The sequence below is a fragment of the Nonomuraea sp. CA-141351 genome (genome assembly GCF_050944675.1).
Taxonomy (GTDB): Bacteria; Actinomycetota; Actinomycetes; order Streptosporangiales; family Streptosporangiaceae; genus Nonomuraea.
The window spans coordinates 3,575,216-3,601,610 of the sequence record NZ_CP191982.1 but is presented as its reverse complement, the minus strand read 5'-3'; the positions used below and the strand labels follow the sequence as shown (position 1 = coordinate 3,601,610).

Genomic DNA, 26,395 nt, shown 5'->3' with positions numbered 1-26,395 from the left:
GTTTCCGCCGGTGTGGGACAAGGAGACAGGGGAACGGTGGTTGTGCAACAGCGGGCGGCAAAGGCCGACCCGAAGGACGAGCTGGCCGCCCGCTTGCGCCTGCTCCAGGAGCTGTCGGAGCGCGGAGTGCGGGCCCTGGCCCGGGACGTGGGCCTCAGCTCGTCATCGCTGTCGCGCTACCTCAGCGGCCAGACGGTGCCGCCCTGGCCGGCGGTGGTCGCGCTCTGCCGCCTGCTCAAGCGCGACCCGCGCCCGCTGCGCCCCCTGTGGGAACGGGCCTCCAACCCCCTGCCGGCGCCCCCGAAGACCAGCCGTCAGGTCCAGCCCCCGTCGCCACCCGCAGGGGCTCCGCGCCCGCCCCGCAACGATCTGCCGCGCGACGTGCCCGACTTCACCGGACGCGAAGCCCAGCTCGCCGCCGTGCTCGCCGCGGCGGACAGCAGCCGGGTGGTCGCCATCGACGGCATGGCGGGCGTCGGCAAGACCTGCCTGGCGGTGCACGCCGCGCACCGGCTCACCGCCGACTACCCCGACGCCCAGCTCTATCTGGACCTGCACGGGTTCACCGCCGGGCGGGAACCGCTCGATCCCGACCCCGCGCTGCGGGCCTTGCTCGCCGCGCTCGACGTCCCGTCAGAAAAGATTCCGCAGGAGGGTGGCATCGAGCCGCTGGCCGCCTGCTGGCGGTCCGAACTCGCCCACCGGCGGGCCGTCGTGGTCCTCGACAACGCCGTCGACGCCGACCAGGTCCGCCCGCTGCTGCCCGGCGCCGGCCCCTCCGTGGCCCTGATCACCAGCCGCAACCGGCTGCTGGGCCTGGACGAGGTGCCCCCGGTGTCGCTGGACGTGCTGACCCCGCAGGAGAGCGCCGAGCTGCTGGCCCGTGCCAGCGGCGACCCCAGCGGCCCCGACAGCCGGCTGGCCCGAGACCCGGAGTCCGCGGCCGAGGTGCTGCGGCTGTGCGGCCATCTGCCGCTGGCCCTGCGGCTGGCCGCGGCCCGGCTGCGGCACCGGCCGGGCTGGACCGTGGGCATCCTCGTCGAGCGGATGGCGGAGGGCGCCACCGAGTTCGACACGGCGTTCGCCATGTCCGTACGGCAACTGGACCGGGCCCAGCGCCGCTTCTTCCGGTTGCTGGGCCTGCTGCCCGGCTCGACCTTCGACGAGTACGTGGCGGCGGCGCTGGCGGACATACCGCTGCGCAGCGCCCGGGCGATGCTGGAGGACCTGCTCGACGCGCACCTCGTCCAGCAGCCGGCGGCGGGCCGCTACCGGCTGCACGACCTGGTGCACCAGCACGCGCGCCGGGCCGCCACCGAGCAGGACTCACCGGCGGAGCTTGAGCAGGCGCTGGGCCGGGTGCTCGACTACTACGTGCACGCGGCGGCCGCCGCCGACGCCGCGATGTCGTACCTGTCACCCGGCCGGGCGGTCTCCGCGGGCCGGCCTCCGGGTGAGCTGCCGCAGTTCACCCACAAGCACGCGGCCCTCTACTGGTTCGTCACCGAGTACACCAATCTGATGGCCGTCTTCGAGGCGGCGGTCGCGGCCGGAGCCGACGTGCACGTGTGCGAGCTGCCCCGCTTCATGCGGGCGTTCTTCGCGCGGCGCTGCGGCACGACGCACCTCAACGTCCTGTTCGAGCGGTCGCTGGTCGCCGCGCAGCGCCTGGGCGATCCGCTGCAGCTGGCCGAGGCGCACAGCGACCTGGGCTTCGCCCGGTACAACGCGGGCCGGATGGCGGAGGCCGGCGCCGCCTACGAGGCGGCGGCACCGCTGGTGTCCCAGACAGGGGACGCCTGGTCGGAGGCCGAACTGACCATGCGCCGCGCCTACCTGAGGTGGGACGAGGGCTATGTCGAGGAGCCGCTCGAACTCTTCCGGCAGGCGGGGAAACTGTACGCGGACGCCGACCACCCGATGGGCACGGCTCATGCGACCGCGTGCGAGGCCTGGGGGATGCTGCAGCTGGGACACCGCGAGGAGGCGACCCGGCTGGCCCTCGAGGCGCTGGAAATCCCGCACACCGACCCCGCATGGCCGCCCAGGCTGACGGCCCGGATCACCCTCGGCGTGGCCATCGCCCACGAGAAACCCGACGAGGCCGCCGAGCACCTGCATCAGGCGCTGGCGCTGGCCCGCGAGGACGGACACAAGCACAACGAGGCGTGGTGCCTCAACTGCCTGGGCGTCGCGCTGCGGCAGATGGGCCGGTACGAGGAGGCGCTCGCCAGCCATCGGCAGGCGTTCGCGCTGCTGGACGAGCTGTTCGAGGAACACTGGAAGATCCATTTCCTCAACGGCTACGCCGAGACCTGCCGGCTGGCGGGCCTGCCCGAGGAGGCCCTGCGGCTGCACCGGCAAGCGCTGGAGCTGGCCCCGAAACTGGGATACCGGTACGCGGAGGCGCTGGCCCACGAGGGGATCGCCGCCGTCCTCGACGAGACGGACCCGCCCGCGGCCGCCGAACACCGCGCGGCGGGGCAGGCCATCCTGGAGGAGCTCAGACCAGGGGCCTGACGTGATCGGCCGACAAATCCTGGTTTCCATGCCTTTGATCTTCAAAATAGGGACGCTAGGGTCTCCTTGACAAGAGCCAGGGTCGAAGGGGCGGTAGGTGCGCGATGGCCGAGACGAGAGGAGTGCTGCTGCCCGCCTATGTGGCGGCGGACGAGTCGGCGTCGATGGGCCCGTACTACCAGGATCTGTCTGGGGGGCTGGCGGCGCTGTGCAACGGGTTACGTGCGGAACCGATGATCGCTGCGAAGGTGCGGCTCGCGATCCTCGGGTTCTCCGACGACGTGCAGCAGCGGCAGGGGCTGAGCGACATGCGGATGGTCGAGAGGCTGCCGCAGCTCGCGGTCCGCGGGGCGACGAACTACGGCGCGGCCTTCGCCGACCTGCTGCAGCGCATCCCCTATGACGTGCAGATGCTCAAGAACGACGGCTACAAGGTGCACCGCCCGGTGGTGTTCTTCCTGAGCGACGGCCAGCCCACGGATGGCCGGCACTGGCACGGCCCGCACCGGACGCTCGTCGACCGGAACGCGTCGCCGTTCGCGCCCAACATCATCGCCTGCGGGATCGGCTCGGCGCGGGCCGACACGATGCTGCAGGTGGCGACCCGCCAGGAGTTCGCCTTCGTCGCGCTGCCCAGCGCCGACATCGGCAGGGCGATCGCGGAGTTCTTCCACGCGCTGACGGCGAGCCTGGTCGCGTCCGGCCGGGCCATGGCCGACGGCAACCCGCAGCTCGTCGTCAACCGGCCGGACCAGTTCCGGCTGGCGATCGACGAGGTCTGACGCCGGCGCGAGCTCAGGAGGTCGTATAGGTGCAGCACGTACGGCGGCAGGCCGATCGGACCCAGGCGTGGCAACGTGTCGTCATCGACATTCCCGGCCTGGAGTTCGAGCCGACACCCCCGCGCCTGGTGGGAGGCACGTGTCCCGACTTCGAATGTGACGGGTGGTCCACCGCGGAGGTGACGCTCCGATCGGCTTCCCTGCGGGGAGAACGGCACCGTTACTACCGCCAGCCCCGGCAGGACGCCACCTGTGCTGTGGTCCACGAGGGGACGGGCACCGTGGTGTTCGCCGTGGCCGACGGGCTGTCCAGTGCCACCGCCTCGGCGGTCGGAGCGCCCGAGGCCTGCTGGGCAGCGGTCTGGGCCATCCACGCGCAGCTCGACGAGGGCCGTCCAGGCCACGACTTCCCCGCGGTCGTCCGGTACGCGGTCGAAACGCTGCACCGGCAGGCGGCGGCGATGTTGCAGCAGGAGCCGGACCTGGCCCAGGTGGAGGAGCTTGTCGCCACCACTCTCGTGGCGGGTACGGCTCGCCCCCGCGCGGAAGGCATCGAGATCTCTCTGTTCCGGGTCGGTGACTCAGGCGCCTGGGTGCTCGACCTGACCCGGCCCCGCTTCCATCCCCTGTTCGGCGCGAAGATCGAGGGGGACGTGGTCGCCACCTCGGTCACGGCCCTCCCCAGGGTGCCGCGGAAGCTGGAGCAGTGGTTCGGGAAGCTGGTGCCCGGACAGGTCCTGCTGGTGGGGACCGACGGTTTCGGCGATCCGCTCGGCGACGGCGACGGCCAGGTCGGCGCGCTGTTCGCCGAGCACCTGGCCGCGCCGCCGTCGCCTCTGTGGCTGGCCCACCTGCTCGACTTCTCCCGGGAGACGTTCGACGACGACAGGACCTTGCTGGCCCTCTGGCCGCGGAGCGAGACCCGATGAGCCGGACGGACCGCGCCACTCTCACTCTCGGACGGCGCCTCGGCCAAGGTGGCCAGGGGACGGTCCATGAGGTACTCGACCGCAAGATCAACGGCCAGTGGGACGTCGCCTACAAGGAGTACGATCCCGACGTCCTGCGCAACCTCGACGTCGCCGCCCTCACCGCGATGACGGACTTGATCGGCCGGCTCCCGGGGTGGGACGCGGCGTGGTTGTGCGACAGGACGGCCTGGCCCGCCGGGCTCGTGGAGGCGGGTGGTGCCGTCACCGGCTTCCTGATGCGGTCTGTGCCCCACAGGTTCTCCTTCGACCTGCGGACCCTGTCGGGCACCACACGGAAACTGACGACGCTGGAGTTCCTGCTCAACGACGACGCGTACGTCGGCCAGATCGGCCTGCGGGTCAGCGAACGCGACCGCCTGCTGCTGCTGGCCGATCTCGCCGACACGCTCGCCCGCCTGCACTCGATGGACATCGTCGTGGGCGACCTGTCGCCCAAGAACCTGCTGTTCGCCACGGAGGCGTCTCCGGAGTGCTTCCTCATCGACTGCGACGCGATGCGGCTGGCCGGAGTGGAGGCCCTGCCTCAGGTGGAGACGCCCGACTGGCAGATCCCCGCCGACGAGCAGAAGGGCACGCCGCAGAGCGACGCCTACAAGTTCGCGCTGCTTGCCATCCGCCTCTTCGCCCGCGACCAGGCCTCCACCGACCCCGGCCGGCTGGCCGCCGTCAGCCCCGCACTGGCCGACCTCGCGGCGGCAGGGCTCCACCAGCCCCCGCCCAACCGGCCCGTTCCCGCGCAGTGGGCCGCGGAGCTGAGGCGGGCCGCACCGTCGGCCTCCACCACGCCCACCGTCGTACCGCCCCCTCCTCCCGGCCCTCCGCCTTCCCCCGCCCCCTCATTACCACCACAAACCGGCCCCAACCCCGCGCGGTCGGCGAAGGTGGGCCTCGGTGTCGCCGCGGGTGTGATCGGTCTGGTGTTCGCCGCGGTGGCCGTGAACGCCGCGGCCCAGGGCTCGAACGAGGAAAGCTCGAACGTGGCCTCCTCCAGCACTCCGTCGTACTCCCTTGCTCAGCCCTCCTACACCTACTCCCCTGACCCGTCGCCCTCGGAGGAGCCGACTTCGGAAGAGCCGACCGAGGAGCCGTTCAGCCCCGCCGACCTCGACGACAAGGACACCGACACGACCCCGTTCACAGTGGGGGCGCTACTCCCGGACTCCTTCACGACCGCCAAGGGTGTGCGCTACAACCTCAAGGCGAGTGGGGTGGACAAGTGCCCGGACACGTACCACGGCGGCAATATCCGCACGGCCCTCCGTAAAGCAAGCTGCACCAAGATGATCACGGGTGCCTATGTCAACCCGAACGCGTCGGCGGGCAGGCGGATCATGGTGTCCGTGTGGGTCGTTCCGCTGAAGAATTCGGACAGGGCCGACACCGCGTACTCAAGGCTCGACGACGCCTATGCGGATGCCTGGGGCATCGTGTGTCCCAGAAAGGGCCCAGGAGCCGGCCTCTGTGACTCGGGCAGCTGGAACAACGCACAGACGTACGGGTGGAGTGGATACACCCACCGCTATCTGATCCATACCATGGCCATCTACACGAATCGCGCCACTGCCACCAGTGCGAGACCGTGGCTCAAAGATGCCTCCAAGGCGGCGTTCAACGCGGTCGGGCCCATGGTCTATCACGACGGAGACTGACATCTGTCACGCGGCTCCGCGTGTTCCGCGGCCCGGCGACGCCTCCCAGTCCGCCGAGGACGGGCTGCCCTTCGACCACGGCCGCGATCGTCAGCCACGGGGTTTCGAAGGGCACCCGCGGCGGCGAATCCCATGAGGTAGACGCCGTCAGGGGCCATCCGCGCACTCGCGTCCTGACCGCCCACGGCCAACGCGCTGCCGACAGGATCCGAACGTCCAGAACCCACGACCAAGGATCGTTACCCGTACGATTTGGCGACTCCGTCGAGCAGGTGCTCAAGAGTGTCATAGGAAGGGGTCTCGACCACATCGATGAGATCCGTCGCGACGTGCACGTCGTGATCTGCGGCGACCTTGGCGAACTGGGCGGCATCACCGGAGCGGAACCCGTGCTCGGCAGCGAGCCTCTGCAACTCCGGGTCGGTGCTCAGCAGGCGTCCGACGCGGTCACCGGACGCGTTGAGCGGCACCAGTGTGTGTTCGGACAGCACGGTCGGTGACGGGTACATCAGTACCATCCCCGGCTTGATCTGCCCTTGCGTGGCGGCGTCCACGAACTGCGCCTCGTAGATCCAGACCATCGGTGTCGGGCCCATGCCCACCGTGAGGTATTCCTTGAACGGGCCCTCGGAGGTGTTGTCGGTGTAGCCCTGGCCGGTGAAAAGCTGGGACACCAGGGGCAGCACATTCTTTTCGGCGGCGGCGCCGTGCACGATCGTGCCGCCATTCGCGACATAGCCGGCGATGGCCAGGTACATGGCCGCGGAATTCGAGGTGCGCGGGTCCGTCGTGGAGACCAGGATGTTCTTGCGCACCGGATAGACGGTGTTGCCCGTGAGCTGGTCCCACTGTACGTCCGTGGTGGCCAGCTCGAGGTAGCGGTCGACGTTGAAGGTCAGGACGGGGCCCTTTTTCACGACGCCCGCCTTGCTCAGCAGGTCCGCGATCGGCTGGAACGTCGCGATGGCCATCGGCGAGGAGAACGGCGTGTATTTCGCACTGACGTGACGCTGGCGCTGGATCCGGTCGCCCGCCGGTGCGCTGGACGGGAACGCGAAGTCGTACCGGCTGAGGTCGATCGAGGTGGCGATCTGGCGTGAACCCGCCGGATCGACTTCGACCTTCACCCCCTTGTCCGCCAGGGCCTTCTGCACGCGTGGATCCTCGAAGAACGCCTTCTTCTCGGAGCCGATCACACCGCGCACGGTCGTGAGCGGGGGCGGGGGCGGGATCTCCTCTTGCCCGGTGTTCACGACCACCACGGCGGCGACCACGGCAACCGCGACCACGCCCAGCGCGAGAAATCCCTTACCGCGGACTCGCGGCAGCTGAATTCGCGCCGGCCGGGCGGCTTCCGGAGAGTGACTTCCACCTGTGTCAGGGAGGTCGCCGATGTCATCCGATGGCGTTTTCACCGCCGTCGCCGGAAGGGTGTCCGCCGTGACCTCCGGGCGAAGGTCCGCGGCAGCTTCCGGACTCGCCTCCGCCAGTTCCCGGCGGACCATGCGTTCGACCAGGATGGGGACGAAGTCCCTGACGGGATGGCCGTCGAAGCGGCGATGGATCGTCTCCACCGTGCCCTCGACATGTTCGGCGGAGTGAGTGCCGGAAAAGACCTGGACCAGGTGATCAGTCGCTCGACGTAGCGCCTGTTCCTCGCGGAGGGTGTCGACACTCACCAGCATCTCCTCGGCTTCTCATTTGTCAGGTAGCGCGGCACACCGCCGTGCCGGAACGCGCCGCGCCAACCTTATAGGGGTTTTCGGCCGAGTCGATAATCGAGTCAATGACTTATTTAAAATCGCAGGCGACGCCAATGCGACCGGGCGCCTCAATAACTTGTCGTTCACCTTGCGGTGGATTTCGTTGACGAAATTAATCGTGATCGTCAGGGCTCGTTCATGAAGATGACCAGCGAACATGATTCGCATCTCGAGCAGGTGCGGGCCGCTCCTGCATGCATCAGTCAGGTGGCCCCGTGTGGTCTTCGTCGAAGATGTCGGAGGCCGATCGGACGATGAGCGGATCGGGGGTGCCGACCACCTCGTGGTCCTTGTTGTCGTAGTCGAACAGGCTCAGCACATAGCGCATCGCCTCGAGCCGGCCACGTTTCTTGTCGTTGCTCTTGATGACTGTCCAGGGCGCCTCGACGATGTCGGTGTTGAGGAACATGTCCTCCTTGGCGGCGGTGTACTCGTCCCATTTGCTGAGCGAGGCCAGGTCCATCGGGGACAACTTCCACTGCCGGACGGGGTCGACCTGGCGGATGATGAAGCGGGTGCGCTGTTCGGAGCGCGTCACCGAGAACCAGAGCTTGACGAGGTGGATGCCGTCGCGTACCAGGGCGCGTTCGAACTGCGGCGCCTGCAGCATGAACTCGCGGCATTCGACCTCCGTGCAGAAGCCCATCACGCGCTCGACCCCGGCCCGGTTGTACCAGGAGCGGTCGAACAGGACGATCTCTCCGGCGGCGGGCAGGTGGGCGATGTAGCGCTGCAGGTACCACTGGGTGCGCTCGCGTTCTGAGGGCTTCTCGAGCGCGACCACGGTGGCACCGCGGGGGTTGAGGTGCTCCATGAAACGCTTGATCGTGCCGCCCTTGCCCGCCGCGTCGCGGCCCTCGAACAGGATGACCAGCCGCTCGCCGTTCTCCTTCACCCAGTACTGCAGCTTGAGCAGCTCGATCTGGAGCAGCCGCTTGAAGTAGTCGTATTCCTGGCGGCTCAGGCGTTCGGGGTAGGGGTAGTGCTCGCGCCAGGTGTCGACCCGGGTCCCGTCAGGGCGCAGCAGTACGGGATCGTCGTCGTCGCTGTCGTCCACCAGCAGGCCCGGGGTCGCGTCCAGAAGGGAGACCTGCTCCACGTCAACCGCCTCGCCTCTCTCTTGTTGCCTCGCCACCCCGTACCCGCCAGGCGGTCAGTGGAACTGCGGGACGATCAGGTAAATGCCGTACAGGACCACCGCCGCGCAGGCGGTGAAGCACAGGACGGCCGCGGCCAGCCCGCCGGCGCCGCTGCCGGTCCCCTGTTCCTGGGCGGACTGCCGGGCGGCGACAGCCAGCGCGCCGAGCGAGAAGACCAGGACGACCACCACGCTGACGGCCAGGCTGACGACGAAGACCTGGCCCAGGGCGGCCCATTTGATGTCCATCGGCGTTCCTCTCAGACGGTGGCGGGGACTTCGTTGACATTGCCCGCGTGGACGGGTTGGCGGCGGCTGGCCGCGTAAAGTCCCGCGGCGGCGGCGATCGCCACCAGTGCGGCGATGGCGAGGCCCATGGTGCTGGTGGTGGCCACGACCGCGACGACCGCGCCCACCGCCGCGGCGGCGGGCAGGGTGAACAGCCAGGCCAGCGCCATCCGGCCGGCCACACTCCAGCGCACCTTGGCCAGCCGGCGGCCCAGCCCGGTGCCCAGGATCGCGCCAGAGACCACCTGCGTGGTCGACAACGCGAACCCCAGATGCGAGGAGGCCAGGATGACCGTGGTCGCACTCGCCTCGGCGGCGAAACCCTGCGGCGACTCGATCTCGGTGATGCCCTTGCCCATGGTGCGGATGATCCGCCATCCGCCCAGATACGTCCCCGCCCCGATCGCCAGCCCCGCGGCGGCGATCACCCACAACGGCGGGCTGGCGCCCGAGGCCAGCGCGCCGGACGCGATCAGCGTGAGCGTGATGACGCCCATGGTCTTCTGCGCGTCGTTGGTGCCGTGCGCCAGCGACACCAGTGACGCGGAGACGATCTGCCCGAACCGGAACGTGCTCGTCACCGACGTGTGCCGGGCCCTGGCGGTGATCGTGTACGCCAGGTACGTGGCGGTCATCGCGACGAACCCGGCGATCAGCGGCGAGGCGACCGCCGGGATGAGCACCTTCTGCAGCACCGTGTCAAAGTGCACGCCCTGGATGCCCGCGCCCACCCATACGGCGCCGATCAGTCCCCCGAACAGGGCGTGCGAGGAGCTGGACGGCAGCCCCAGCAGCCAGGTGAGCAGGTTCCACAAGATCGCGCCGATCAGGCCGGCGAACACCATCGGCGGCGTCACCAGATGATCGTCCACGATGCCGCCCGAGATCGTCTTGGCGACCTCCACCGACAGGAACGCGCCCACGACGTTCAGCACGCCCGAGATCGCCACGGCCACCTTGGGCCGCAGCGCACCGGTTGCGATCGAGGTGGCCATCGCGTTGGCCGTGTCGTGGAAGCCGTTGGTAAAGTCGAAGGCCAGCGCCGTGATGATCACAACGACGACCACGAACGTCACATGCTCCATAGGGATGGCCCCATCGTCTCGACGTCACCTGGAGGCTAGGCGCGGGCCGTGAACCCCCAGCAAACATCGGATAACAAGACGCCCATGTAGGGGTATATCCCTCATGGGGCACCATGCGAATAAATCACGGGCCCCAGTAGCGGAAGATGACGTCCCCCTGAGGCGGCCTCCAGCCGAAGCCGGCCGCCAGTGCTGAGCCGGTGCCTGGGACGGCGACGAGGTCCGACCATTGGAATCCGGTCGTCGTCGGAGTGATGGGCCGGCGGGTCAGGACGCCGTCGGTGTAACGCAGCGCATCGATGGACAGGGTGGTGTAGCCGTAGGGGTCCTGCCCGTCAGGTGTCGCGGTGATCGTCTGCCGGGAAGTGGCCGCGTGGATGCCGCCCGAGCCGTCATCGGACAGGGTCGTGACGACGTCGCCGGGCAACCGGATCTGTTCCCACGTTCCGCCGTGCCGGCGCAGCAGCACGGTCCCCGGCTGCGACCAGTCGCCCTGCTGGAATCCGGCCGCGACCCAGACGTCTCCGTTCGCGGCGGCGAGGACCGCGTCGAACCTGACCCTCACCGGTCCGTACGCGGGCTCGGGCGCGGCGGGCGCCGCGATCGCGGGCAGCGACACGGTATGCCAGGCCTTGCCGTCCCAGCGCATGACGGCGGCAGGTCCCCAGCCCCAGATGTCGCCGGACGAGCGTACGCTGATCTCCCGCAGGGACACCGGAGCGGGCAGACTCGTCCAGCGGCCGTCGCGGAAGCGTTTGAAGAACGCTCCCCCCGTACGGTCGTCGCGGCCCACGATCCAGGCGGAGCCGCCGTCCCGGACGTCCAGATCGGTGATCGTGGTACGTCCAGAGCCCATGAGCCGCCAGCGTTCGCCGTCCCAGCGTGACAGCACGGATCGAGTGGCGGCATCGCCCGATCCCGCGACCACGGCCGTGCCCGCGGTCCACACGTTGGCCGGGGAGGAGGCGTCGATCAGGGAGACCTGGCGCAAGAGCGATCCCCTGGGCCCGGCGGGGTTCGGGAACGGCGTCCATGCCCTGCCGTTCCAGTGCCTGATCAAGGGGGCCGTGACGTACGAGCCGTCGCTCGGATCGACCTCCTTGGTCCTGCGCCGGCCCGCGGACCAGGCGTCCGCCGGTCCGGTGGCGGCGAGATCGTTGATGAACGACTCGGCCCCGCCACGGAAACTGAGCTGCCAGCCGGGTGCGGCCGCGGCGTCGCCCGGAGCGACCGGGGTGAGGGCGATGCCCGCCGCGAGCACGATGGCAACCGGAACGCGGAATCCGTGCACATACGCATCATGGCCCTCGCCCGTGGCTCCGCCGCTTTCCTAAGCTGAACGGTTGGCGAACTCCCAGCGCGACCGGGATCACCGCGGCAGCACGCCGTGCCCCGCGAGATGCCACGTACCCGTCCAGACGTTGCGGGCCGCAGGACGTGTCCCGCGCGTGGTCATCGCCGGACGCCGGTCGAAGAGGATTATGGACTGGTTCATGCTGAATTAGCGCGTTAGGAGGCCCGCACGGCAATCATCCCGGTGTGCGCATCGTTCGGTTAGCGAACTTCGTCACTCCCACGTCGGGCGGGTTGCGTACCGCCCTGTACGAGCTCGGCGCCGGATACGCGGCGGCGGGACACGAGCCCATCCTGATCATCCCCGGCCCGGCGGCCCGCGACGAGGAAACCCCGGCCGGACGGGTGATCACCGTGCCCGGCCCCACGGTTCCGGGGCTCGGCGGCTACCGGGTCATCGCCGGCCGGCGTCGCCTGAAACGACTTCTTGAAGAGCTGGCGCCCGACCGGCTCGAGGTGTCGGACCGCACCACCCTGCGCTGGACCGGCGCCTGGGCACGAGCCAGGAACATCCGCTCGATCATGGTCTCACACGAGAGCCTGTCCGCGTTGCTGCGCCTGTACGGCCCGCTCGGCCGGCTCGCCGGCCCGCTCAACCGCGCCACCGCCGCCCGGTTCGACACCGTCGTGTGCACCACCGCCTGGGCCGCGGCCGAGTTCGCCAGGCTCGGCGTGCCGAACCTGGTCCGGGCGCCGCTCGGGGTGGATCTCACGTCGTTCGGTCCCGAACGTTTCGACTCCGGGCTGCGCTCCCGTCTGGCCCCCCAAGGACAGGCGCTGCTGGTGCACTGCGGTCGTCTCTCCCCCGAAAAGCACCCCGACCGCTCCATCCAGGCCCTCGCGGAGCTGCGCCGCAGAGACGTACCCGCCGTACTCGTGGTGGCCGGCGACGGGCCGCTGCGGCCCAAACTCGCGCGCCTGGCCGGGAACCTGCCGGTCCGCTTCCTCGGCCACGTCGCCGACCGCGACGCCCTGGCCAAGCTGCTCGCGACCGCGGACCTGGCCATCGCCCCCGGCCCCGTGGAGACCTTCGGCCTGGCCTCGCTGGAGGCGCTCGCCAGCGGAACTCCGGTCGTCGCCTCCCTCCACAGCGCCCTGCCCGAAGTCATCGGGCCGGCAGGGGCCGCCGTGGACGACGACCCGGCGGCCTACGCCGATGCGATCGAGGCGCTCCTGTCCAAGCCGGGGCGCCGCGCGGTGGCGCGGGCCCAAGCCGAACGGTACGACTGGCCCGCAGCGGTCCGGGCATTCCTGCACGCGCACGACCTGACCGACACGCCGGCGAGGCCGTCATGACCAGGATCGTCTCCCTGGGCGACTCGGTCACCGTGGGACTCGGCGACTCGACCCCCGGGCGGGGCTGGGCCGGACTGCTGGCCGAGGCGCTGGCGCCCGCGGAATTGAGCAACCTCGCCGTCTCGGGCGCCCGCGTCTCCGATGTGGCACGCGACCAGCTCCCACGAGCCCTGGAACTGCGCCCGGCCATCGCCACCCTGCTCGTCGGCGTGAACGACACCCTACGCGCGGACTTCGACGCCCAGCAGATCACCACCGACCTGCGACACCTGATGGCGGAGTTGCACGCGGCCCAGGTCACCATGCTCACGGCCACACTGCCCGACCCCGGCCTGCTGCTGCGCCTCCCGGCGCTGCTGCGCCGCCCGCTCGCCCGCCGCATCCACGTCGTCAACACGGCCGTGACCGACCTCGCCCGCCGCTACGACACCGTCCACCTCGGCCTCGCCCGGCACCCCCTCCTGTACGAGCCGCGCATGTGGAGCGTCGACCGCCTGCACCCCAGCGAGCGAGGCCACCGCTCGCTCGCCCGGCTCTTCGCCGCCGGGCTGCGCGAACGCGGCATCCCCGCACGGCTGCCCGATCCCGAGCCCACCGGCGCCGAGCCGACCGTCTGGGCGAGCGCGCTCTGGCTGGCCACCTCCGGCACCGCCTGGCTGGCCCGGCGGTCCCGGGACTTCCTGCCCGCCTTCACGGCGCTCGTCGCCCAAGAGATCTGGAACGAGAAATTCGCCGTATGGCGACTGCCAGTGAACTGGACGTCGATCCCGAAAGGGATGAAACATCACATGAGGGTCGCCATCGTGGCCGAGTCGTTCCTGCCCCAAGTGAACGGGGTCACCAACTCGGTCTGCCGCATCCTTGACCACCTGGCCGCCACCGGGCACGACGCCCTGGTCATCGCCCCTGCGCCCGCTCCCCCGGCGTACGCGGGCTTCCCCGTCCACCCCGTCCGCAGCCTCACCCTGCCGTTCTACCGCTCCGTCACGATCGGCCTGCCCAGCAGGCAGATCACACGTGCGCTGGCCGACTTCAAACCCGACATCGTCCACCTCGCCTCGCCCGCCGTCCTGGGCGCGACCGGGATGGCCGCCGCGCGCCGGCTCGGCCTTCCTGCGATCGCCGTGTTCCAGACCGATCTGGCCGGCTTCGCCCGCCAGTACGGCATCCGCGGCGCCGACCCGATCATCTGGTCCTGGCTCCGCCGCATCCACCGCCACGCCACCACCACCCTCGCCCCCTCCACCCCCACCCTGCGCGAACTGGCCGACCGGGGCATCCCGCGCCTCGCGCGGTGGGGACGCGGTGTCGACCTCGACCTCTTCCACCCCCGCCACCGCTGCGAGCGGCTACGCCACCGGCTCGCCCCGGACGGCGAGACCATCGTCGGCTACGCCGGCCGCCTGGCCGCCGAGAAACAACCCCACCTGCTCGCCGCGCTCGCCGACCTCCCCGGGGTACGGCTGGCCGTCGTGGGGACGGGCCCCATGGAGGAACGGCTACGCCGGCTGCTGCCGCAAGCGCGGTTCTTCGGCCTGCGCACCGGTCCCGACCTCGCCCGCATCCTCGCCTCCCTCGACGTCTTCCTCCACACCGGCAGCAACGAGACCTTCTGCCAGGCCGTCCAGGAGGCGCTCGCCTCCGGCGTCCCGGCCGTCGCCCCCGCCGCGGGCGGCCCACTCGACCTCATCCAGCCGGGTGTCAACGGCCTGCTCTACCCCAGCGGCGACCCCTCGGCCATGCGCGCGGCCGTCGCCGCCCTCGCCGCGGACCCAGACCTACGCGCCCGCATGGCTCAGCAGGCCAGGCACTCCGTCCGTGACCGCGACTGGCGGAGCGTTTGCGAGGAGCTCCTCCGCCACTATGGCGACGTTCCGGCGGACGAGCCGGCGGCTCTTCGAGCGGGTTCGCCGACCGCTCAGACATGACGCCCCCTCGCCGGCGCTCGTCCGCCGGTCGCACGCGCGCCCGTACTTCAGGCTGCCGGCGGGAGGGGCTTGTCGTACAGCCAGGCGGACAGCAGCGGGCCCACCGGCCGCGCCGTGTGCCGCTGGACGTGCGCGGCCAAGTCCTGGGTGGTGACGTTCCCGTGCCGGTGCGCGCTCGTCCAGGCGCGCAGGGCGGGGAAGAAGTCCGCGTCGCCCAACGCCCGGCGCAGCGCGTGCACGGTCAGCGCGCCCCGCTTGTACACGCGGTCGTCGAACAGCGTGCCCACCCCGGGGTCGGCCAGCACGAAGTCCTGCGGCAGCCCGGCGAGCCGCTGGTGCCAGCGGCGGGCGTGGTCGGCGGCGGGCGGGCCGCCGGACGCCTCGGACCAGAGCCACTCGGCGTAGGTGGCGAAGCCCTCCTGCAGCCAGATGTCGCTCCAGCAGGACACCGTGAGGCTGTTGCCGAACCACTGGTGCGCCAGCTCGTGCGCGACCAGCCGCTCGAACCCGCGCCGGCCGTCCACGTGATTCCGGCCGAAGATCGACATGCCCTGCGCCTCGACCGGGATGTCCAGGTCGTCGTCGGCCACGACGGCGACGTAGCCGGTGAACGGGTAGGGGCCGAACCGCTCCGTGAACACCGCCATCATCTCGCCCTGCCGGCCGAAGTCGTGCCGGACGCGGGCGCCCAGGCGGGCCGGGTGGGCCAGCCGGGTGCCCGCTACCTCGGCGAGCTGGTAGCGCCCGATCTGCACGCTGGCCAGGTAGGCGGCCATGGGCTCCGGCTGGTCGTAGATCCACGTCGTGGTCCCGGCCCCGCGGCGCCGGGCGACGAGCACGCCGTTCGCGATGACCCGGTACGGTGACCCGGTCGTCACGGCGATCCGGTACGACGCCTTGTCATCGGGCCGGTCGTTGCACGGGAACCAGGAGGGCGCGCCGATCGGCTGGCTGGCCACCAGCGCGCCGTCGGTGAGCTCCTCCCATCCCAGGCCGCCCCAAGGGCTTCGCACCGGCACGGGGCTGCCCGAGTAGCGGACCTCGACGACGGCACCGGCTCCAGCGGACAGCCACCCGGGCAGGGTCACCCGCAGCTTGCTCTGTCCGTACACGTGGCGGGCCGGGGCCCCGTCCACGGTGACGCCCGAGACCCGGAACCGCCCGAAGTCCAGGTCGAGGACGCTGAGGGGTTCGGCGGCCGACACGGTCAGCCGGGCCGTGCCGTCGAGCCGGTTGCCTGACACCCCGTACTTCAGCGTCAGGTCGTAGTGCGACACCCGGTACCGGTGGTCGCCGTGCGAGGGAAAGTACGACGTCATCGCCACGCCGAGATGGGATTGCCGAACCACCGCGTACGAGCGGGCACCGCCTCCCCACGCATGACCAGCGAGGCGGGCCCGATCGTGGTGTCGGCGCGGACCCGCGCGGCGGGCAGGACCACGCCGTGCGGACCCAGGGTCGCGCCCGCCTCCAGCGTCACCGTGTCCATGCTCATGACCCGGTCGTGGAACAGATGGGTCTGCAGGACGCAGCCCCGGTTGACGCAGGCGCCGTCCCCCAGCGTCACCAGATCCGCCTCTGGCAGCCAGTACGTGTCACATGAGACCCCATGCCCGATGCGCGCCCCGAGCGAACGTAGCCACACGTTCAACGGCGCGGTCCCCAGCCACGGCTGCGCGAACCAGGGCGCCGCCAGCACCTCCACGAAGTTGTCCGCGAGCTCGTTGCGCCACACGAAGGAGCTCCACAGCGGCCGGCTGCCCGCTCTGATCCGGCCGACGAGCGCCCATTTCGCGGCGGTCGCGACCGTCGCGGCGAGCACGCCCGCGGCCGACAGCACCACCCCGCCCAGCGCGAGCGCCACGGCGAAGCCGTAGCCGGCCGCGAGCCACTCGAAGGCGGCGGCGACCAGGACGGCGAGCGCGACCGCGCACATCGCGGGCACCACGCGGAACGCCTCGACCAGCGCCCTGGCCACCTTGTACCGGGCGGGCGGGTGATAGGTGCGGCTCCGATCGGCCTCCTCGGCGGTACGGCGCAGCTCCATGGGCGGCATGCCCACGTACGACGAGCCGGACCTGGCCTTCTTCGGCGTCGCCGACAGCACCCCGACCAGGCCGTCCTTGGGCACCTTGCGTCCGGGCGCGGTCATCCCCGAGTTGCCGAGGAAGGCGCGCTTGCCGATCCGCGCCGAGGCGATGCGCATCCAGCCGCCGTCCAACTCGTACGGGGCGACCATCGTGTCGTCGGCCAGGAAGGCGCCGTCTCCGACGGACGTCATCGTGGGCAGCGCGAGAACCGTGGAGAGCTCGACGCCTCGGCCCACCTTCATGCCGAGCGCTCGCAGCCACGCGGGCGTCAGGACGCTGGCGTACAGCGGGAACAGCCAGACACGCGCCGACGCCATCAGCCGCCCCGTCGCCCACGCCTGCCAGGCCTGGCGGCTGTGGACCGGATGGCGGCCCGCGTGCAGGCCCACACCCAGCAGTCGCACGCTGACCAGCGTGACCAGCGCGAAGGCCGTCATGCCGGCGATCGTCGCCAGCGGCACACCCGGCAGAGCGGCGGCCAGGGCCTGGCCGAGCGTACGCTCGTCGCCGGCGAAGACGGCCAGGACCGCGAGCCCGGCTCCGGCCGCGACCGCCGGGAGCAGGCTGAGCACGACGGCGGTCAGCCCGTACAGCGCGGACCAGAAGCGGGAGCGGGCAGGCCGCTCCGCGGGCCGTGACCTGCGTGACTTGCCCTGTCTGAACGCCGGGGCGCCGGCCCAGAACTGGCCCGCCGGCACGCTGCCGGCGACCGCCGATCCAGGGGCGATCTGGGCGTTCTTCCCGATTCTCGTGCCAGGCAGCAGCGTCGATCGGGAACCGACCCTCGCGCCGGCTCCGATCCTGATCTCGCCGATGTGCAGCCGGTCGCCGTCGTACCAGTGGCCGCGGAGATCGACCTCCTGCTCGACCGACGCGCCCCTGCCCAGCTTGAGCAGACCCGTCACGGGCGGCGGCGAGTGCAGGTCGGCGTCGCCGCCCACCTGGGCGCCCAGCAGGCGGGCGTACCACGCCAGGTAGGGCGCGCCGGCCAGGTCGGGAACGCCGAGCCGCTCGGCGAACCGCTCGGCGAACCACAACCTCAGATGGACGCCGCCGCCGCGCGGATGACTGCCCGGCCGCACACCGCGCAGCAGGAGCCGGGCCACTGCCGCGGACAGGCCCATCCGCCCAGGAGGGGTGATGAACAGCAGAGCGCCCAGCGTCACCCACCACCACGACAGGGCCGGGGCCCACGCGGGCGCCAGGAGGTTGCCGAGCGCGGCGAGCAGCACGATCCAGCGCATCGCGCCCGAGCTCAGCAGCACGATCATGAGCGCCGACTGCGCCAGCGCGGCTCGCCTGGGCATCGGGGTCACGGGCTGCCGTCCCGGCTCCGCCTCGCCCCGGCCGTCCAGCAGCCGCGCCAGCCCGCCCAGCGTCGGCTGCGCGTACACGTCACCCACGGCCACGTCGGGATGGTCGGCGCGCAGCACCGACACCAGCCGGGCCGCCGCCAGGCTCGTGCCGCCGTCGGCGAAGAAGTCCGCGTCCCGCCCTCGCGGCGCCACGCCGAGGATGGCGGTCCACCGCTCGGCCAGCGCCGCCTCGGCCGGGCTCAGCTCGCCCTCCGGCGTGGCGGACGGCGTGGCCAGCGGCCAGGGCAGCGCGTCACGATCGATCTTCCCCGAGGTCCTGACCGGGAGCGCGTCGATCGGTGCCAGACGCGGCACCAGGGCCGCGGGCAGCGAATCGGCGAGCAGCTCACGCGCGCGCCCGAGGTCGAAGCCGGGCTCGGTGACGATGTAGCCGACGAGTACCTGGTGGCCGCCGCCCGCGGTGCGGACGGCCGCGGCCGCGCCCGTGATCCCGGGCAGCGCCCGCAACGCGGCCTCCACCTCGCCCAGCTCGATCCTGCGCCCGCCCAGCTTCACCTGGTCGTCGGCGCGGCCGACGAAGACGAGGCCCTGGGGGTCGGCCCGTACCAGGTCACCGCTGCGGTAGGCGCGCTCCCAGCCCAGCGACGGCAGCGGCGCGTACTTCTCGGCGTCCTTGACCGGGTCGAGGTAGCGGGCCAGGCCCACGCCGCCTATCACCAGCTCGCCGGTCTCCCCCATCGCCACCGGCTCGCCCTCGCCGTCGACCACGACCAGGTCCCACCCGTCGAGGGGCAGGCCGATGCGTACGGGCCCGTCGCCCGTGAGCCGCGCCGCCGAGGCCACCACCGTGGCCTCGGTGGGCCCGTAGGTGTTCCACACCTCGCGCTCCGGCACGGCGAGCCGCTCGGCCAGCTCGGGCGGGCAGGCCTCCCCGCCGAAGATGAGCAACCGGATCCGGTCGAGGTGCTCGGCGGGCCACAGCGCGGCCAGCGTCGGCACGGTCGAGACGACGGTGATCCGCTGCTCCGCCAGCCACGGTCCCAGGTCCATCCCGGTGCGTACGAGGGCTCTGGGCGCGGGCACCAGGCATGCGCCGTGCCGCCACGCCAGCCACATCTCCTCGCAGGAGGCGTCGAAGGCCACCGACAATCCGGCCAGCACCCGGTCACCGGGGCCCAGCGGCCGTTCCCGCAGGAAGAGTCCCGCTTCGGCGTCCACGAACGCGGCCGCCGACCGGTGCGTCACCGCGACCCCCTTCGGGCGGCCGGTCGAGCCGGAGGTGAAGATGATCCACGCGTCGTCGTCGAGGGCGGGCGGCGACGGGGTGTTCGCGGCGCTGCCGCTCACCGTCAGCTCACCCGAGATGACCGCCTCGACCTCGGCCTCGGCGAACACCAGCGCGGCCCGTTCCGCCGGGTCATCGGCGTCGACGGGCACGTACGCGGCGCCGGCGGCGAGCACGGCGAGGATGGACAGGTACAGCTCGGCGGTTCCCGACGCGACGCGCACGCCGACCCGGTCGCCGTGGCCGACCCCGGCAGCGGCGAGCTCGGCGACGAGACGGTCCACCTCGGCGCGCAGCGAGCGGTAGTCGAGGCGTACGGTGCCGTCGTCGATCGCGAGCGCGTGCGGGTGCAGGCGAGTGGTCTCGTCGAGGACGTCGATGAGGGTACGTGGCGGCGTCGCCAGCATGCCTGCGGGGTAGATCGCGGTCGCGGTTCTGTGCCGTAAATCGGCCTGGTTGCTAGGCAAGCAGTGCTCCCTGGATCGGCGACGGCTGACACTGTAGGGTACGCGCCGTTCCTCCTTGATCGGCGCATACCCCCAGGGCCTTCCAGCCGAGCACGACGGCCCGACCAGCCCCGCATGTCCAGGACTCCAGCGGGATCCGGCTGCCAGGCCGCGGGAGCCGATGCGGCGAGTGGGACCCGTGCCGCGGGGCCGTCAGACTCGAGGAGCGATCGTCAGGGCGGCACGGACGCGGTGCCGTGCCGCCCCTCGATCTCGGGCGGCCGGCTCAGCTGCAGCGGGCGACGCGGGTCACGGAATACGGCTTGTAGACGGCGGCGTAGAACTTCTTCTTGCCCTTGGTGTTGGCGTTGACCGTCATGCAGCGGTACTTGGAAGCCTTGTCGCCGACCGAGCCCTTCCTCACGAACGTGATCTTGACACTGACCTTGTGGCTGCAGTGGTTGTTGAAGTAGATGGTCACGCTCGTGTTGCCCTCGCCCCACGAGTAGTTGGCCCTCTTGCCCTTGGGCTTGGAGCAGCTGACGCTGTCACGCTCGACCGCTGCTCGGGCCGACGATGCGGTGGCCGCGCTCGTCGTTTGTGCGGAGGCGGCCGTTGACGGGGTCAGCAGCATGGCCGTGGCGGCGGAGCCGAGCAGAATGGATGCGAGCTTCTTGCGGTTCATGAATCAACCTCATGAGGGTAAACAGATCTTGACCCGAAAGACCATATCGGTCATCCGAATCCTGGGTAAAGCCGGGTCCAATCCATCTGTCAAGACACAGGTCAACCATCATGTGAGGGGCCTGTTCTGCTTCGTCTTTGCGGGGGGCGGCGCGGCCGAGGCGCCCACGATCACCACTTGCCGGGGCGCGGGGTCATTCCTCGACGGTGATGGCCAGTGCCGGGCAGATCGTGGCGGCCTGCCGCACGTCCGCCAGCCGCTCAGCCGACGGGTTGTCGTTCAGCAGCACCACGATCCCGTCCTCGTCCCGCTGGTCGAACACGTCGTCGGCGGCGAGCACGCACTGCCCGGAAGCGACGCACTTGTCCTGTTCGATGATGATCTTCACGATGTTCTCCTCGGTGTCACCAGGTGACGGGCAGCTCGTAGGCCCCGTAGACGAACCCGTCGTGCTTGAACGGGATCTGTTCCATCTCGGCGGCGAGCGCCAGGGTGGGGATCCGCCGCAGGAGGGCGGGGTAGGCGACCTGCAGCTCCATCCGCGCCAGCGGCTGTCCCAGGCACTGGTGGATGCCGTACCCGAAGGTCACGTGGAGCCGGGCGTTGCGCTGGAGGTCCAGCCGGTCCGGGTCGGCGAAGACGGAGGGATCGCGATTGGCGGTCTCGTTGACCGCGATGATCCCCTCGCCGGCCTCGATGACCTGGCCGGCGATCTCGATGTCCTCCAGTGCCACCCGCCGCAGCCCGCCGTGGGTGATCGTCAGGTAGCGCAGCAGCTCCTCTACCGCCGCGGCGATCAGCTTCGGGTCGTCGCTCCCACGGATGAGGGCCAGTTGCTCGGGGTGCCGCAGCAGGGCCAGCGTGCCCAGAGTGATCATGTTCGCGGTGGTCTCGTGCCCGGCGAACAACATCAGCACGCCCATCTGGGCGGCCTCCGGCCGGGACAGTTCTCCGGCCTTGATCCGCTCGACCAGCCCGGACAGCAGGTCGTCGCCGGGCTTGGCGAGCTTCTCGCCGATCAGCCCGTCCAGGTACTCGGCCAGCCGCCGCTGGGCTTGTCCCCGTTCCTCCGGGGTCGAGTTGCGGTTGATGATGATCCTGCTGTTGGCCTGGAAGAAGTCGTGGTCGTCGTACGGCACACCGAGCAGGTTGGAGATCACCAGCGAGGGCAGCGGCAGCGCGAACGCCTCGACGAGGTCGGCGGGCTTCGCGCCGGCGAGCATGGTGTCGATCAGCTCGTCCGCGACCTGCTGGGTGGCCGGCCGCATCGCCTCCACCCGCTTGATGGTGAACGCGGAGGTGACCATGCGGCGCAGCCGGGCATGCTCGGGGTCGTCCATCATGATGAAGCCGATGCCGCCCGAGCCCTCCTTCGCCATGCTCTCCATCGACGCGGCCTCCGCCGGGGAGAGCCGCGGGATGCCCCGCGCGGGTTCGACGCTGACCCTCGGGTCGCCCAGCAGCGCGCGGTGCTCGGCGTGGCCGGTCACCAGCCACGCGGTGCTGCCGTCCCACAGCCGGACCCGGGCCAGCGGGCCCTCCTCCTGCCGCGCCCGCATGGCCGGTGCCGGGTCGAGCGGGCACCCCGCCGACCTGGCGATGTCGTACTCCGGAATTTCCGCAGAAGTTCCACTTGTCGGCACTGCTTCCTCCTGGACTCTGTTGTCGGGGCAGGGGCCGGTCGACGGCGCGTTCATCGGCGCGCGTCCGGCCGTCTCCCCCGGTCGACGCTTGCTGGTGATGGCGTCCGGGAACGCCGGTGTGGTCATGCGGCCGGTACGCGCAGGAAGCGGAGAACGTGGCGCAGGCGAGCCGACCGGCACGCGAGGAGCAACCTCTGGATTTAAATCAACGGGTTGATTTAAACTGGCACGCGGGATGGACACATGTCAAGCCGGGACAGCCGGCCAAGAGGAACGTCGGGTGCGCCTCGCGCCTGCGACCAGGCCCCGGCCTACGCAGGCACTACGGGCGTGCGGCTTGCGTAGGCTTTCCTTCCGTCACACCTCGCCCGCACCGGCCGGGGAACTGCGACGGTCTGCGGGACGGGCCGTCGCAGTGCTGCGCGAAGTCCCGGTGCGATGGAGATCATGACCGCCAGGATGACCCGAGAAGAACAAGTCAGCGCGACGCGGGAGGCGCTCCTGGCCGCGGCCGAGCGGCTGTTCGCCGAACGCGGGGTGCACGCGGTGGCCAACCGCCAGATCAGCGAGGCCGCCGGGCACGGCAACAACGCCGCGGTCAGCTACCACTTCGGCACCAAGACCGATCTGATCCGCGCGATCGCCCACAAACACACCGAGCAGATCCAGCGCATCCGCGAACGCATGGTGGCCGGCATCGGCGACTCCACCGACCTGCGGGACTGGGTCGCCTGCCTCGTCCGCCCACTCACCGAACACCTGGAATCCCTGGGCAGCCCCACCTGGTACGCCCGGTTCACCGCTCAGATCATGGCCGACCCCTCGCTCAACGAGGTCATGATCGAGGAGGCCCTCACCATCGCGCCGACGCTGCGGGAGTTCCAGGAAGGCATGAACCGGTGTGTGCCCGACCTGCCCTCCGAGGTCCGCCTCGAACGCGACGCCATGGCACGTCACCTGATCGTGCAGATCTCCGTCGAGCGGGAACGGGCCCTCGCCGAACACCGCCCCACGTTCCGGCCCACCTGGCACGACACCGCCAACGGCCTCATCGATGCGATCATCGCGCTGTGGCAGGCACCCGTCACGAAGGACGCGTGACCCCGAGCCGGTCCTGCGGCCCCGCAGGACCGGCGACGAACAGCCGTCCGCGAGGGCGCGGCGACCACGAAGACGGAGGTCGCGAGCACACAGCGGACTTCGAAGGAGACGATCGGCGCGGGTCAGGGGCGGCTGGCGATGGTCAGGAGGGTCGCGGCGGGGCCTGCCAGGGGGCGGCCTCGGCGCCAGACCGCGCGCAGGTTCCTGACCAGGTTGAGGCCCGCCAGGGGCACCTCGACGAGGCGGCCGGTGGCCAGTTCGGCTTCCACCGCGTACCCGCTGAGGACCGCCGGGGCCGCGCCCGCCTGTGCGGCGCCCTTGACGGCCGAGTTCGACCCGAGCTCGAGGCGTGGGCTGGCCCGGTGGTGCCCGGCGAAGGCGACGTCCAGGGTCTCGCGGGTGCCCGAGCCGCGCTCGCGTACGACCAGCGGCGTGGCGGCCAGCTCCGCGCCCCGGAGCACCGTGCGGCGGCGTGTCCACGGGTGTCCCGGCGCCACCACGACGACCAGCCTGTCGGTGCCCACCACCCGGCTGGCCAGCCCGTCCGGCACGTAGGGCCCCTCCACGAACCCCAGCTCCACGGCCCCGGTGCCGGCCAGCACCAGCGCCGCGACATCGGCGGAGTTCAGCACGTCCAGGCCGACCTGGACCCCGGGCTCGCGGCTCTGGAACTCCCCGAGCCAGCGCGGCACCAGGTATTCGGCCACCGTCATGCTGGAGGCCACCCGCAGGTGCGCCGCCTCGCTGTGCCGGACGGCTTCGGCGGCCCGCATGAGCTGCTGCGCGGCCGCGAGCACCTGCGCGGCCCAGCCCGCGACCATCTTGCCCTCGGCGGTGAGCGTGGAGCCGCGCGGCGTCCGCTCCAGCAGCGGCAGGCCGAGACGCCGTTCCAGCTGGGCGATGCGCTTGCTCGCGGACGGCTGCGCGATGCCCGCCAGCTTGGCCGCCTGGCCGAGGCTGCCCAGCTCGCCCACGTCCACCAGGAGCTTGAGCGAGTCGAGATCGGGCAACGGAGTCATAGCCGTAGGCTATGACCTCCCAGGCAACGCGTGGCTACCGGCCCTCTCGAAGGCCCCGAAGACTGGGATCATGGTTCTCGCCCCCTCCAAGACATCCCGTCTGCCGGGCATCGCGGCGTGCGCGCTGGCGGTGGCGGTCTCTCTGGCGGTCAACCGGTTCGTGCCGGGGCTCAGCCCCGCCACTGCGGCGGTGGCCCTGGGGTCGGCGCTGGCCAGCGCCGGGGCGATCCACGCACCACTGCGTCCCGGGCTCCTGTTCGTCTCCAGGCGGGTGCTGCGCGCGGCGATCGTCCTGCTCGGGCTGCAGATCGCGATGCCGCAGATCCTCGCGCTCGGATGGCAGTCGCTCGCTGTCTCCGCCGCCGCCACGGGGCTCACGTTCGTCCTCACCCCGCTGGCCGGCCGCCGCCTCGGCCTTACGTCCGGGACGTCGCTGCTGGTCGCCACGGGCGTGTCGATCTGCGGGGCGTCGGCGATCGCGGCCATGCACGACAGCGCCGACAGCTCGGACGACGACGCAGCGGGCGCGCTCGCCGTGGTGGTTCTCTACGGCAGCGCGGCCATCGTGGCGATGCCGCTGCTGGCGTCCTGGCTGGGCCTGTCGCACGACCAGCTCGGGGTGTGGGCGGGAGCGGCCGTGCACGAGGTCGCCCAGGTGGCGGCGATCGGGGCCGCCTCGGGCGTCCTCGGGACGGCGGTGACGGTGAAACTCGGCCGGGTCGTGCTGCTCGCCCCCATCGTCGCCGTCACCACGTCCCTGCGCCGCCGCGCATCACCCCCTGCCGGCGCGCCGGCCACCAGGACGAGGCCTCCGATCGTGCCGTTGTTCGTGACCGGGTTCCTGGCGATGGTGGTGGTACGGAGCACGGGGCTGCTCCCGCCGGTCGTGACCGAGAACGTGCCGGCGGTCACGAACGTACTGATGGCCGCCGCCCTGTTCGCTCTCGGCACCGGGATCGACCTGCGCAAGCTGCTCAAGGGCGGGCGGGTCATGCTGCTCGGGGGCATCGCCACCGGCCTCATCGGAGTGATCTCGCTGGCGGGGGTGTCACTGCTCAGATGACGTCGAATCCCCCGTGAAAGCCTGAGGCTAGAGGTTCGCGATCGCGGGGACCACCTCGCTGCCGATGATCTCCAGCGGTGTGATCCCGGAGACCCCGGCGACCCGCCCGTGCGCGACGCTGAAGCCCTGCTCGGCCAGGGATCCCAGGGAGTCGATGATCTGCGGGACGTTCTCGCCCTTCTCTCCGACGTCGAAGTTGAACAGCACGGTCTTCTCGATCGCGTCATAGTCGGTGCCCTCGCGCTCGCAGTGCCCGCGCAACACCTCGAGCTTGCGGGACAGATCAGGGCCTGGGAACAGGTTGCACGCCTGGGCGTACTTCGCCACCAGGCGCAGCGTCTTCTTCTCACCGGACCCGCCGATGAGGATCGGCGGATGCGGGCGGGAGATCGGCTGCGGCGAGTTGAGCGTGCGCCCGAGGTGGTAATGCTCTCCGTTGTACGGCTGCTCGGTCTCGGCCCACATCTGCAGGCAGATCTGCAGCGTCTCCTCCAGCCGCTCGAACCGCTCGGCCAGGGGTGGGAAGAAGAGCCCCAGCCCGCGGGCCTCTTCCTCGTTCCAGGCCGCCCCGATGCCGAGCATGGCCCGGCCGCCGGACAGCACGTCGAGCGTGGTCACCATCTTGGCCAGCAGCCCGGGATCGCGATAGACGACGCCGGTGACGAGGGTCAGCAGCTTGGCCCTGCGAGTGTGCGCGGCCAGGAAGCCGAGCGTGGTGTAGGCCTCCAGCATCTCGTGCTCGGCCGGACCGACCACACCGATCTGCCAGACGTGGTCCATGACACTGATCCGGTCGAAGCCCACCTCATCGGCGTTCCTGGCCACGTCGGCCAGGTTGGGCCCGAGCCTGCCGGCCCCGTCCGGCCAGGTGAAATCGGGAATGTGCAGACCGAGTTTCATATCGACTCCTGAACGTCGGCATCCGCAAGCCAGCCTACATAGCTCCACCTGCC

At 71.0% G+C, this 26,395-nt stretch carries 20 protein-coding genes; 8 read left to right on the top strand and 12 right to left on the bottom strand.

The window, feature by feature from the left end; genetic code table 11:
• Window positions 1-36 precede the first annotated feature (36 nt).
• The 4 genes from ACQPWU_RS17070 to ACQPWU_RS17055 all read left to right on the top strand — a co-directional run bounded on the left by ACQPWU_RS17070 (window position 37) and on the right by ACQPWU_RS17055 (window position 5,943).
• Entirely contained in the window at window positions 37-2,520 is a 2,484-nt protein-coding gene (locus ACQPWU_RS17070) for a tetratricopeptide repeat protein (protein WP_433441093.1), read from the top strand.
• A 104-nt stretch (window positions 2,521-2,624) separates the two neighbouring features.
• Window positions 2,625-3,302: a vWA domain-containing protein gene (locus ACQPWU_RS17065; RefSeq protein ID WP_433441091.1), complete on the top strand. Its 678-nt coding sequence runs from the start codon at window positions 2,625-2,627 to the stop codon at window positions 3,300-3,302.
• A gap of 29 nt (window positions 3,303-3,331) precedes the next feature.
• On the top strand, window positions 3,332-4,231 hold the full coding sequence (locus tag ACQPWU_RS17060) for a protein phosphatase 2C domain-containing protein (protein WP_433441089.1): 900 nt from the start codon (window positions 3,332-3,334) through the stop codon (window positions 4,229-4,231).
• Complete coding sequence (locus ACQPWU_RS17055; RefSeq protein ID WP_433441087.1) at window positions 4,228-5,943, top strand: hypothetical protein; 1,716 nt, start codon at window positions 4,228-4,230, stop codon at window positions 5,941-5,943. Before ACQPWU_RS17060 ends, ACQPWU_RS17055 begins: the two co-directional genes overlap by 4 nt.
• Window positions 5,944-6,182: 239 nt before the next feature.
• On the opposite strand, the gene ACQPWU_RS17050 is transcribed toward ACQPWU_RS17055, so the two are convergent.
• The 5 genes from ACQPWU_RS17050 to ACQPWU_RS17030 all read right to left on the bottom strand — a co-directional run bounded on the left by ACQPWU_RS17050 (window position 6,183) and on the right by ACQPWU_RS17030 (window position 11,508).
• On the bottom strand, window positions 6,183-7,622 hold the full coding sequence (locus ACQPWU_RS17050; protein ID WP_433441085.1) for a three-helix bundle dimerization domain-containing protein: 1,440 nt from the start codon (window positions 7,620-7,622) through the stop codon (window positions 6,183-6,185).
• Between the two features lie 283 nt (window positions 7,623-7,905).
• Window positions 7,906-8,805 carry a polyphosphate kinase 2 gene (gene ppk2, locus ACQPWU_RS17045; protein WP_433441083.1) on the bottom strand — a complete coding sequence of 300 codons (900 nt, stop codon included), beginning with the start codon at window positions 8,803-8,805 and terminating at the stop codon, window positions 7,906-7,908.
• Window positions 8,806-8,859: 54 nt separating this feature from the next.
• A complete protein-coding gene (locus tag ACQPWU_RS17040) occupies window positions 8,860-9,093 on the bottom strand; it encodes a hypothetical protein (protein WP_360710134.1) in 234 nt (77 codons plus the stop codon).
• An 11-nt stretch (window positions 9,094-9,104) separates the two neighbouring features.
• The gene (locus tag ACQPWU_RS17035) at window positions 9,105-10,217 is read right to left on the bottom strand and encodes an anion permease (RefSeq protein WP_433441081.1); all 1,113 of its coding nucleotides are present in this window, start codon (window positions 10,215-10,217) and stop codon (window positions 9,105-9,107) included.
• 124 nt (window positions 10,218-10,341) lie between these two features.
• On the bottom strand, window positions 10,342-11,508 hold the full coding sequence (locus ACQPWU_RS17030) for a hypothetical protein (RefSeq protein WP_433441079.1): 1,167 nt from the start codon (window positions 11,506-11,508) through the stop codon (window positions 10,342-10,344).
• 248 nt (window positions 11,509-11,756) lie between these two features.
• Here ACQPWU_RS17030 and ACQPWU_RS17025 point away from each other — a divergent pair, with 248 nt between their 5' ends.
• Together ACQPWU_RS17025 and ACQPWU_RS17020 are read left to right on the top strand one after the other, a co-directional pair.
• Window positions 11,757-12,866, top strand: a complete 1,110-nt coding sequence (locus ACQPWU_RS17025; RefSeq protein ID WP_433441076.1) for a glycosyltransferase — start codon at window positions 11,757-11,759, stop codon at window positions 12,864-12,866.
• The gene (locus ACQPWU_RS17020; RefSeq protein WP_433441074.1) at window positions 12,863-14,794 is read left to right on the top strand and encodes a glycosyltransferase; all 1,932 of its coding nucleotides are present in this window, start codon (window positions 12,863-12,865) and stop codon (window positions 14,792-14,794) included. Before ACQPWU_RS17025 ends, ACQPWU_RS17020 begins: the two co-directional genes overlap by 4 nt.
• A 47-nt stretch (window positions 14,795-14,841) precedes the next feature.
• Here ACQPWU_RS17020 and ACQPWU_RS17015 read toward each other — a convergent pair whose 3' ends face one another.
• The 5 genes from ACQPWU_RS17015 to ACQPWU_RS16995 form a co-directional block, all read right to left on the bottom strand.
• Window positions 14,842-16,113, bottom strand: coding sequence for a M1 family metallopeptidase (locus ACQPWU_RS17015; RefSeq protein ID WP_433445223.1), 1,272 nt, complete (start codon window positions 16,111-16,113; stop codon window positions 14,842-14,844).
• A complete protein-coding gene (locus ACQPWU_RS17010) occupies window positions 16,110-19,952 on the bottom strand; it encodes a Pls/PosA family non-ribosomal peptide synthetase (protein WP_433441072.1) in 3,843 nt (1,280 codons plus the stop codon). Before ACQPWU_RS17010 ends, ACQPWU_RS17015 begins: the two co-directional genes overlap by 4 nt.
• Window positions 19,953-20,217: 265 nt before the next feature.
• Window positions 20,218-20,616, bottom strand: coding sequence for a hypothetical protein (locus ACQPWU_RS17005; RefSeq protein WP_433441070.1), 399 nt, complete (start codon window positions 20,614-20,616; stop codon window positions 20,218-20,220).
• Window positions 20,617-20,809: 193 nt separating this feature from the next.
• Window positions 20,810-21,004 carry a ferredoxin gene (locus ACQPWU_RS17000; protein ID WP_433441068.1) on the bottom strand — a complete coding sequence of 65 codons (195 nt, stop codon included), beginning with the start codon at window positions 21,002-21,004 and terminating at the stop codon, window positions 20,810-20,812.
• 16 nt (window positions 21,005-21,020) lie between these two features.
• The gene (locus ACQPWU_RS16995) at window positions 21,021-22,259 is read right to left on the bottom strand and encodes a cytochrome P450 (RefSeq protein ID WP_433441066.1); all 1,239 of its coding nucleotides are present in this window, start codon (window positions 22,257-22,259) and stop codon (window positions 21,021-21,023) included.
• A gap of 447 nt (window positions 22,260-22,706) precedes the next feature.
• On the opposite strand from ACQPWU_RS16995, the gene ACQPWU_RS16990 reads away from it, so the two are divergent.
• Window positions 22,707-23,360 carry a TetR/AcrR family transcriptional regulator gene (locus ACQPWU_RS16990; protein ID WP_433441064.1) on the top strand — a complete coding sequence of 218 codons (654 nt, stop codon included), beginning with the start codon at window positions 22,707-22,709 and terminating at the stop codon, window positions 23,358-23,360.
• A gap of 122 nt (window positions 23,361-23,482) precedes the next feature.
• On the opposite strand, the gene ACQPWU_RS16985 is transcribed toward ACQPWU_RS16990, so the two are convergent.
• Window positions 23,483-24,379, bottom strand: a complete 897-nt coding sequence (locus ACQPWU_RS16985; protein ID WP_433441062.1) for a LysR family transcriptional regulator — start codon at window positions 24,377-24,379, stop codon at window positions 23,483-23,485.
• 70 nt (window positions 24,380-24,449) lie between these two features.
• On the opposite strand from ACQPWU_RS16985, the gene ACQPWU_RS16980 reads away from it, so the two are divergent.
• The gene (locus ACQPWU_RS16980) at window positions 24,450-25,442 is read left to right on the top strand and encodes a YeiH family protein (protein ID WP_433441060.1); all 993 of its coding nucleotides are present in this window, start codon (window positions 24,450-24,452) and stop codon (window positions 25,440-25,442) included.
• 27 nt (window positions 25,443-25,469) lie between these two features.
• On the opposite strand, the gene ACQPWU_RS16975 is transcribed toward ACQPWU_RS16980, so the two are convergent.
• Window positions 25,470-26,342, bottom strand: coding sequence for an LLM class F420-dependent oxidoreductase (locus ACQPWU_RS16975; RefSeq protein ID WP_433441058.1), 873 nt, complete (start codon window positions 26,340-26,342; stop codon window positions 25,470-25,472).
• Between the last annotated feature and the right edge of the window lie 53 nt (window positions 26,343-26,395).

Excerpts from the sequence above, each read along its gene's own strand:
- ACQPWU_RS17035 (WP_433441081.1), bottom strand. The coding sequence starts at position 10,217 with ATGGAGCATGTGACGTTCGTGGTCGTCGTTGTGATCATCACGGCGCTG.
- ACQPWU_RS17015 (WP_433445223.1), bottom strand. The coding sequence starts at position 16,113 with ATGACGTCGTACTTTCCCTCGCACGGCGACCACCGGTACCGGGTGTCG.
- ACQPWU_RS17020 (WP_433441074.1), top strand. The coding sequence starts at position 12,863 with ATGACCAGGATCGTCTCCCTGGGCGACTCGGTCACCGTGGGACTCGGC.
- ACQPWU_RS16985 (WP_433441062.1), bottom strand. The coding sequence starts at position 24,379 with ATGACTCCGTTGCCCGATCTCGACTCGCTCAAGCTCCTGGTGGACGTG.
- ACQPWU_RS17065 (WP_433441091.1), top strand. The coding sequence starts at position 2,625 with ATGGCCGAGACGAGAGGAGTGCTGCTGCCCGCCTATGTGGCGGCGGAC.
- ACQPWU_RS16975 (WP_433441058.1), bottom strand. The coding sequence starts at position 26,342 with ATGAAACTCGGTCTGCACATTCCCGATTTCACCTGGCCGGACGGGGCC.
- ACQPWU_RS17040 (WP_360710134.1), bottom strand. The coding sequence starts at position 9,093 with ATGGACATCAAATGGGCCGCCCTGGGCCAGGTCTTCGTCGTCAGCCTG.
- ACQPWU_RS17055 (WP_433441087.1), top strand. The coding sequence starts at position 4,228 with ATGAGCCGGACGGACCGCGCCACTCTCACTCTCGGACGGCGCCTCGGC.
- ACQPWU_RS16980 (WP_433441060.1), top strand. The coding sequence starts at position 24,450 with ATGGTTCTCGCCCCCTCCAAGACATCCCGTCTGCCGGGCATCGCGGCG.
- ACQPWU_RS16990 (WP_433441064.1), top strand. The coding sequence starts at position 22,707 with ATGACCGCCAGGATGACCCGAGAAGAACAAGTCAGCGCGACGCGGGAG.
- ACQPWU_RS17005 (WP_433441070.1), bottom strand. The coding sequence starts at position 20,616 with ATGAACCGCAAGAAGCTCGCATCCATTCTGCTCGGCTCCGCCGCCACG.